This is a genomic window from uncultured Phascolarctobacterium sp., from assembly GCF_905212365.1.
In the GTDB taxonomy this organism is placed as follows: domain Bacteria; phylum Bacillota; class Negativicutes; order Acidaminococcales; family Acidaminococcaceae; genus Phascolarctobacterium_A.
The window spans coordinates 40,661-48,730 of sequence record NZ_CAJMEH010000009.1; the positions used below are offsets into that span (position 1 = coordinate 40,661).

Consider the following 8,070-nt stretch of genomic DNA (forward strand, 5'->3'; position numbering starts at 1 on the left):
TACCTCGACACAATTGACTCGACTTTGATAGTATACTCTAAGCCGCCGGCTTTGTCAAGTATTTTTACTTGTCAAAAGCAAAATAAGCGGCAAAAATAAAATTCACAAAATATTACAGCCTGCCGATTCACATAAACCGACAGGCTGTTTTGCCTATATGAAGCTTTTAAGGATTAACCCTGCTTGCTTTCAGCGATAATCTTTTCCGCCATCTTAGCCGGAACGTCCTCGTAATGATCGAATTTCATTTCAAAGGTACCTTGGCCTTGGGTAATGGCGCGCAGGTCAACAGCATATTCTGTAATTTCTGCATAGGGAACTTGGGCAGTTACAACGCTCATGCCCTCTTCCACGCTCTGCATGCCAAGGATACGACCGCGCTTTTGGTTCAAATCGCCGATAACGTCGCCCATCATAGAATCAGCGCAGGTTACATTTAAGCTGTAAATAGGCTCAAGCAGCACGGGCTTGCACATTTCCATTGCTTTCTTGAAGGCGATATTGGAAGCAGTTTTAAATGCCATTTCAGAGGAATCTACAGTATGGTAAGAACCATCCAGTAAGGTAATGCGCATATCGACTACAGGATAACCGGCCAAAATGCCTTTTTCCATCGCTTCGCGCATACCCTTTTCGACTGCGGGGATATATTGACGCGGAACAGCACCGCCGAAAATCTTATCGACGAATTCAAAGCCGCCTCCCGGAGGCAGGGGTTCCATCTTAATCACAACGTGCCCGTATTGACCATGGCCGCCGGATTGCTTCTTATGCTTGCCTTCTACTTCGGCAGTGCCGCGGATGGTTTCGCGGTATTCGATGATAGGAGCTTTAAGGATAGCTTCTACGCCGAACTTGCGCTGCATACGCTCCATAATGATTTCAATGTGCTGATCGCCCATACCGCTGATTAAAGTTTCCTTCGTTACCGGGTTCTTGGTCACGATAATCGTCGGGTCTTCGTCCATCAGACGGGTCAGTGCGGACATAATCTTGTCCTCGTCGCCCTTTTTCTTCGGATAAATAGCTCTGGTGTACATGGGCAGCGGGAAGTTGATGGGCGGGAATTCTACCTCGGCGTTCTTATCGCACAGGGTATCGCCGGTGCAGGTGTACTGCAATTTGGCAACCACGCCGATATCGCCTGCTACCACTTGTTTCATAGCAATTTGCGTTTTACCGCGCATCGTGAAGATATTGGCAATGCGTTCTTCCTCCTCGCGGCGGGAATTATATACCATGCTGTCTGCCTTAATACAGCCGGAGAATACACGGAAATAGCTGAGACGGCCAACAAAGGGGTCGGAGGTTGTTTTGAACACCAAAGCCGCCATCGGGGCGTTGGCGTCGCGAAGCTCTTCTTCGCCTGTTTCTTTATCGATAACTACATAGTCGTTCAAAATAGCCGGATAAGTAAAGTCGATGATGGCGTTCATCAGACGGCCCAAGCCGATATTCTTGTAAGCGCTGCCGCACAGCATCGGGTAAATGATAGCCTGGCGGATGCCCTTAATCAAGCATTTCATAATTTCTTCGTCGCTGATGGCTTCGCCTTCCAGATAACGCATCATGCAATCGTCGTCCGCTTCTACCGCGGCCTCGATCATCTTTTCGCGGGCGGCTTCAGCGGCTTCTTTATACTCATCGGGAATGTCTATTTCATCGGAGCCGTTGCCGTTGGCACGATAGGCTTTCATCTTATACAGGTCGATAATGCCCTCGAATTTGTCTTCCTTGCCCAAGGGCAGCTGCAATGGCAATACGTGCTTGCCGAACTTGCCACGCAGATTATCCAGAATGCTGTCAAAATCAGCGTTTTCACGATCCATTTTGTTGACGAAAATAATACGCGGCAGACCGACCTCCTCAGCCAGCTTCCAGCATTGCTCCGTACCAACCTGTACGCCGCTGGTTGCGCAGACAACGATCAAAGCGCTGTCAACCGCTCTGAACGCACCCTTAACCTCCGCTACGAAATCGGCGAAGCCAGGAGTGTCGATAAAGTTAATCTTGCTGTCGCGCCATTCTACAGGAGCCAGCGTAGCGTTGACGGAAACCTTACGTTTAATTTCTTCGGGCTCATAGTCAGTGGTGGTAGCACCGTCCTCAACCTTGCACATTCTGCTGATAGCTCCGCTGCGATACAGCAGGGCTTCGGTTACGGACGTGGTTCCTGCTCCACCATGACCCACAATGGCCACGTTTCTGATCTTATCACCAGTGTATTCTTTCATAAATAAATCCCCCTTAGGCATTTTTTTGATGCCTAATATTTCGTTGAATTGACTGATTATTCCTGCTAAAAGCAGTAAATTTAACTTATATTTTTCCTGCGACAGTTAAAGTGTAACGCAAGTAACACTATTATCTCTAGTCGTATAATTCTCAAGACCAATCGCAGGCAAAAGGGAGGGGCAGCTTTTCTATGCTTCCGCTCCCTTAAATTATTTACGGTATGAATCGCGTATGGCCGCGATTTGACGCACTCTTTCTGTAATATCGGCAGCCGCCAGAATGCCGCTGATAATCGCCGCGCCGTCGGCTCCCGTCTGCAATACCTGCTCGTAATTAGCCGCCGTAACGCCGCCGATGCCCACCATAGGTAATTTACTTACCTGACGAATAGTCCGCAGGTTAGCCAAGCCCAGCTCCTGCACGTCCTGCTTGGTGGCGCTGCCAAAAACAGCGCCGCAGCCCAGATAATCTGCGCCGTCGGCAATGGCCTGCAATGCTTCCTTGGGATTATGGGCAGAAACACCGATAACGTAATCATTGCCCATAATTTTACGGGCAGCAGCGCAAGGCAGATCATCCTGCCCCAAATGCACGCCTGCCGCTCCTACCGCCATGGCTAAATCCACCCGATCGTTAATAATCAGCGGTACGCTGTAACTATCGCACAAGGCTTTCAGCTCCAGGGCCTCCGCATACATGGGGCCGCCGTCGTTATGCTTGCTGCGGTACTGAACCAGCGTTACGCCGCCCTCTAAAGCCTGACGCACGCAGTCTGCCAGCGAACGCCCATGCAGCCAGCTATCGTCCGTAACAAGATAAATGCTGTAGTCTATCTGCGGCTTCATGATACCTTCTCTTCCGGCTTCAAATTTACTAAATTCCATTTAGTAGTCACGTGGTACACGCAGTCTAGCAGACGCGCCTTAAACATACCGGGGCCGTCCTTCTTTTCCAAAAAGTTAGCTGCCAGCTCCGCGCTTTGCCCCATAATAACTACTCCCAAGGCCGCAGCTACCAGCATATCCTTCGTCACGGCGGCGCAGCAGGCCACCAGCGTGCTGGTCATGCAGCCGCTGCCCGTAATATCCTGTAAAAGCGGGTGGCCATTATTCAGTACAACCGCCTGCTTGCCGTTGCTGATATTATCGATAGCGCCGGTTACGGCGAAAACGCAATTAAATTTAGCGGCGGCGTCCTTAGCTACCTTCAAGGCCTCGCCCTCCTGCGTACTTTCGTCCAGGTTATCCACGCCGTGGCCGCCGGTTTTACCCAGCAGCAGCGCCCGGCATTCGCTGAAATTGCCGCGTACAATGCTGATATAGCCCTTATGCAGCAGCTTTAAAGCAAAATTCAGCCGCATAGTGGAGGTCATTACGCCTACCGGGTCTAAAATAACCGGAATCCCCAGCTTTTTGGCTACGGCAGCGGAACGCTCCATAGCAATCTGTTTATTAAAGCTGATGGTGCCCAAATTCAGCACTAAAGCGTTCGCTCCGGCGGTGATTTCCTCAACCTCCTCCGGCTCGTCCGCCATTACGGGAGAAGCGCCAGCCGCCAAGGCCACGTCGGCGCAGCTTTCCGCCGTCACGTAATTAGTTATTTCATGCACTACCGGTCTTTGCTTACGCAGCTTATCCACCAGCTCGCCAAATGTATTTTTCAAATCCATTATTCCAATATACCAGCCTTTCTGTATAAATCCACAAAATGATGCGTAGGCCCGCAGCCGCTGCCCAAGGCAATGCCGTGAGCGATGGCTTGCGTAACGTATTCCTTGGAGGCCTGCACTGCTGCCTCTAGGCTCATTCCCTTAGCCAGATTAGCCGCTAAGCTGCTGGATAAGGTGCAGCCCGTGCCATGAGTATTTTTAGTGGAGATGCGCTGGCCGGTAAACCAGCGTTCTGTCTGCCCGTCAAACAGCAAATCGTCCGCCGTATCCTGCAAATGCCCGCCCTTCACCAGCACGGCCTTAGCGCCCAAAGAGATAATTTTTTCCGCAACCGGACGCATCTGCTCCCTGCGCTCCACCTTCATGCCGGTGATAGCCTCCGCTTCCGGCAAATTAGGCGTTACCAGCGTCGCCAGCGGCAGCAGCTCGCTGATCAGCGTAGCGCAGGCCTCCGGCGCCAGCAGCGGATAGCCGCTTTTGGAAATCATCACCGGGTCCACCACCACAATGGGCGGCGCATAACGGCGCAGGCAAGCGGCGATAGTCTTAATAATCTGCGGCTGGGACACCATACCTATCTTTACCGCGTCCACGCGGATATCGTCAAAGACGGCCTCGATTTGAGCCTGCACCACGTCGCAGTCAATATCCTGCACTTTGGTCACGCCGCAGGTGTTCTGGGCCGTAACCGCCGTAATTACGCTCATGCCGAAGGTACCGTGAGCGGCAAAGGTCTTAAGGTCGGCCTGAATGCCCGCGCCGCCGCTGGAATCGCTGCCGGCAATCGTCAATAAATGCTTCAACATATCAATCTACCTCATGTTTTATATTATTATACTCCCCCAGTCACCATTGGTGACAGCCCCCTCTAAGAGGGGGCAAAATGTCCTTCTAATATTTTACTTTTGCTCCCTCGGTGAGGGAGCTGGCGTTTTGCTTTGCAAAACGACTGAGGGAGTAATTTTGTACACAACCTTATACTCTTGCGCTTACTTAGGAAAAAGACCGAGGAGTGCTCCCCGGTCTTTCGTCAATAACAGCTTACAGAACCTCTTTAACCTTAGCTACCAGGTTATCGACGGTAAAGCCGTATTTTTCCATCATTACACCGCCGGGAGCAGACGCGCCGAAGGTAGTAATGCCCAAAACATTCTTTTCACTGCCGGTATAACGGCTCCCGCCGTAAGGCACACCGGCTTCTACGGCAAATTTTACTATGCCCTCTGGCAGTACGCTGGCCTTGTATTCCTCGCTCTGTCTGTCGAAAGCATCCCAGCTGGGCATGGATACTACGGTCGCCCCAATGCCTTCGGCTTCCAGCTTGGCCTGAGCTTCCAGAGCCAGCTGCACCTCGCTGCCTGTACCGATTAAAATAACCTTAGCCTCGCCTTTTGCCGGACTCAGAACATAAGCGCCCTTAGCGGCGTTTTCGTGAATAACATCGGCATAAGCGTGCAGTACGTTCAGCTTTTGACGGCTAAGCAGCAGGCAGGTAGGCTTATGCTTGTTCAAGCAGGCCTGCTGCCAGGCGGCAGCGGTTTCCAGCGCGTCGGCAGGACGGATAACGCTGACATTAGGAATCAAGCGCAGACCCATAGCCGTTTCAATCGGCTGATGGGTCGGACCGTCCTCACCCAAAGCAATACTGTCATGGGTCAGTACAAAGATAGCCTGAATGCCCATGAGCGCGGCCATACGAATGGTAGGACGCAGGAAATCGGCAAATACCAGGAAGGTGCCGCCGAAGGGAATAAAGCCGCCGTGCAGGGAAATACCGTTCAGCACAGTGCCCATAGCATGCTCGCGCACGCCAAAGTGAATATTGCGGCCGGTGCGGTCCAGCTTGGAGAAGAAGCCGCCGGCCTTCATAATGGTTTTATTGGAGGGACCCAAATCGGCGCTGCCGCCGACCAATTCCGGCAGCTGTGCAGCCAACACTTGAATAATATCGCCGGAGGCTTCGCGGGTAGCGTTCTTGGCGGTATCCTTGAAGATAGCCTCCAAAGCGGACAGGTTCACCAAAGTATTGCCTTCAATGCGGTCGGTCAGCTCTTTAGCCAGCTCCGGATATACTACTTTATAATCTTCCAGCAAAGCGTTCCAAGCAGTTTCGGCAGCAGCGCAGCCTGCCAGCTTAGCGGCAAAATGCTCCCTAACCTCCGCGGGAACATAGAACATTTCCTGCGGCCACCCAGCCTTTTCCTTAGTAGCTACCAAAGCGTCAGCGCCCAAAGGCTCGCCATGGCAGGAAGCGTTATCCTGCTTGGGGCTGCCAAAGCCAATGTGAGTGCGTACGATGATTAAGGACGGATGCAAAGTGTCCGCCTTAGCTTCTTTAATGGCCTCGGCCATAGCCTCCACGTCCTCGCTGTCGCCTACGCGCAGCACCTGCCAGCCGTAAGCCTTGAAGCGGGCTTCCACGTCCTCGGTAAAGGCGATATCGGTGCTGCCTTCAATGGTAATTTTATTATCGTCATACAAGTAGATCAGCTTGCCTAAGCCTAATGTGCCAGCTAAGGACGCGGCTTCGGAAGCAACGCCCTCCATCAGGTCGCCGTCGGAGGTCAAGCCGAAGGTGTAATGGTCCACGATGGGGAAATCCGGCTTATTATACTTAGCGCCCAGCATAGCTTCAGCGATAGCGAAGCCTACGCCCATGGAAAAGCCGTGACCCAAGGGCCCGGTAGAAACGTCTACGCCGGGGGTAAGTCCATATTCAGGATGACCGGGGGTTTTGCTGCCCCATTGACGGAAGTTTTGCAGCTCTTCCATAGGCAGATCGTAGCCAGCCAAATGCAGCATAGCGTACAGCAGTGCGCTGCCATGGCCCGGAGAAAGAATAAAGCGATCGCGGTTGAACCAGTTAGGGTTGGCGGGATTGTAGCTCATAAAGCGATCCCAAATAGTATACATCAAAGGCGCGGTGCCCAAAGGGAAGCCGGGATGGCCGGACTTAGCCTTTTCTACCTGGTCTGCCGCTAAAAAGCGCAGAGTGTTTACGCAAGCCTGATCAATTTTTTGCATTGAGAAAACCTCCAATTACTCAATTTTTCTATAAACATTATACCATGTTTCCTTGTGTTGTACATCTTTTTCTTTTTGACGGCGCAGCAGTAAGCAAACGCAAGCTGCATTCTTTTCATCCCCTCAGAAAAACATCACATAATATATGGGCAAATGGGTCAAGAAGCAAAGCGTTCCGCCTATCAGCAGACGGCATTCCCATACAAAAACGGCATAGCCCGCAGGCTACGCCGTTTTAAAAATCGCTATTATTTTAGTTGGCCTTGGTCAAAAACTTACCGTACATTTCGTGGTCTTCGGCCATCATCTTATCAGCATCTTCGCCGATGATGCAGGAGGGGTCGATGCCCTGCTTCATAAAGTAATCCTTGAACTCCTTGGATTCGCACACCTTTTTAGCGGCGGCACGCAAAACTTCAAGTTTCTCTTTCGGAGTATTTTTCGGAGCTACCAGCGCAGCCCAGGCGCGCACGGTCATATTATGCCCCAGCTCCTTAAAGGTGGGCACATCGGGATAAATTTCGCTGCGGGAAGCGGACATGGTAGCCAAAATTTTCAAATTGCCTGCATCCACCTGGCTCTTGAATACGGAAGGATCGGCCAAGGTAGCGTCGATATGCTTACCGGCCAAAGCGGCGGCAATATCAGCGGAGCCTTTCGGATAAGGAACGTGCTTAAATTGCACGCCGAATTCGTCCTCAAAAGACAGCGCTGCAATATGCCAGATAGCGCCTACGCCGGAATTGCCCATTTTTACCTTATCCGGATTAGCCTTGGCATAAGCTACGAACTCATTTAAATTATTATAGGGAGCCTCCTTCGGCACGATTAAAGCGGCCGGAGCGGCGATGGGAGCGCAGATAGCGGCATAATCCTTATAGGTATTTTTGCATTTGCCCTGATGCGGGAACATAGCCAGCTCTACCGTAACCATGCCTAAGGTATGGCCGTCGGGCTTAGCGTTGGCAGTTTCCACCATGCCGGTTACGCCGCCGCCGTCAGGCTTGTTGACAGGTACGAACTTGCTGCCTGCCAGCTCCTTTTCCATCATCTGAATCAGACCTCTGGCAGAGGTATCGGTGCCGCCGCCGGGCGCCTTGGGAATGATGACGGAAATATCTCCGTCGGCAGGATAAGCGGCC

The 8,070-nt window shown here is 51.9% G+C and carries 6 protein-coding genes; all 6 read right to left on the minus strand.

Going from position 1 to position 8,070, the window contains the following annotated elements; all coding sequences use genetic code 11:
* Positions 1-173 precede the first annotated feature (173 nt).
* Positions 174-2,234: an elongation factor G gene (gene fusA / locus QZ105_RS02960; protein WP_293728363.1), complete on the minus strand. Its 2,061-nt coding sequence runs from the start codon at positions 2,232-2,234 to the stop codon at positions 174-176.
* Between the two features lie 210 nt (positions 2,235-2,444).
* The gene (gene thiE / locus QZ105_RS02965) at positions 2,445-3,080 is read right to left on the minus strand and encodes a thiamine phosphate synthase (RefSeq protein WP_293728364.1); all 636 of its coding nucleotides are present in this window, start codon (positions 3,078-3,080) and stop codon (positions 2,445-2,447) included.
* Positions 3,077-3,904, minus strand: a complete 828-nt coding sequence (gene thiM / locus QZ105_RS02970) for a hydroxyethylthiazole kinase (RefSeq protein WP_293728365.1) — start codon at positions 3,902-3,904, stop codon at positions 3,077-3,079. The genes thiE and thiM overlap by 4 nt, the downstream gene beginning before the upstream one ends.
* Positions 3,904-4,707, minus strand: coding sequence for a bifunctional hydroxymethylpyrimidine kinase/phosphomethylpyrimidine kinase (thiD, locus tag QZ105_RS02975; RefSeq protein ID WP_293728368.1), 804 nt, complete (start codon positions 4,705-4,707; stop codon positions 3,904-3,906). Before thiD ends, thiM begins: the two co-directional genes overlap by 1 nt.
* A gap of 238 nt (positions 4,708-4,945) precedes the next feature.
* On the minus strand, positions 4,946-6,928 hold the full coding sequence (gene tkt, locus QZ105_RS02980; RefSeq protein ID WP_293728366.1) for a transketolase: 1,983 nt from the start codon (positions 6,926-6,928) through the stop codon (positions 4,946-4,948).
* Between the two features lie 253 nt (positions 6,929-7,181).
* On the minus strand, positions 7,182-8,070 hold an 889-nt coding region (locus QZ105_RS02985), incomplete at its 5' end, for a tripartite tricarboxylate transporter substrate binding protein (RefSeq protein WP_293728367.1).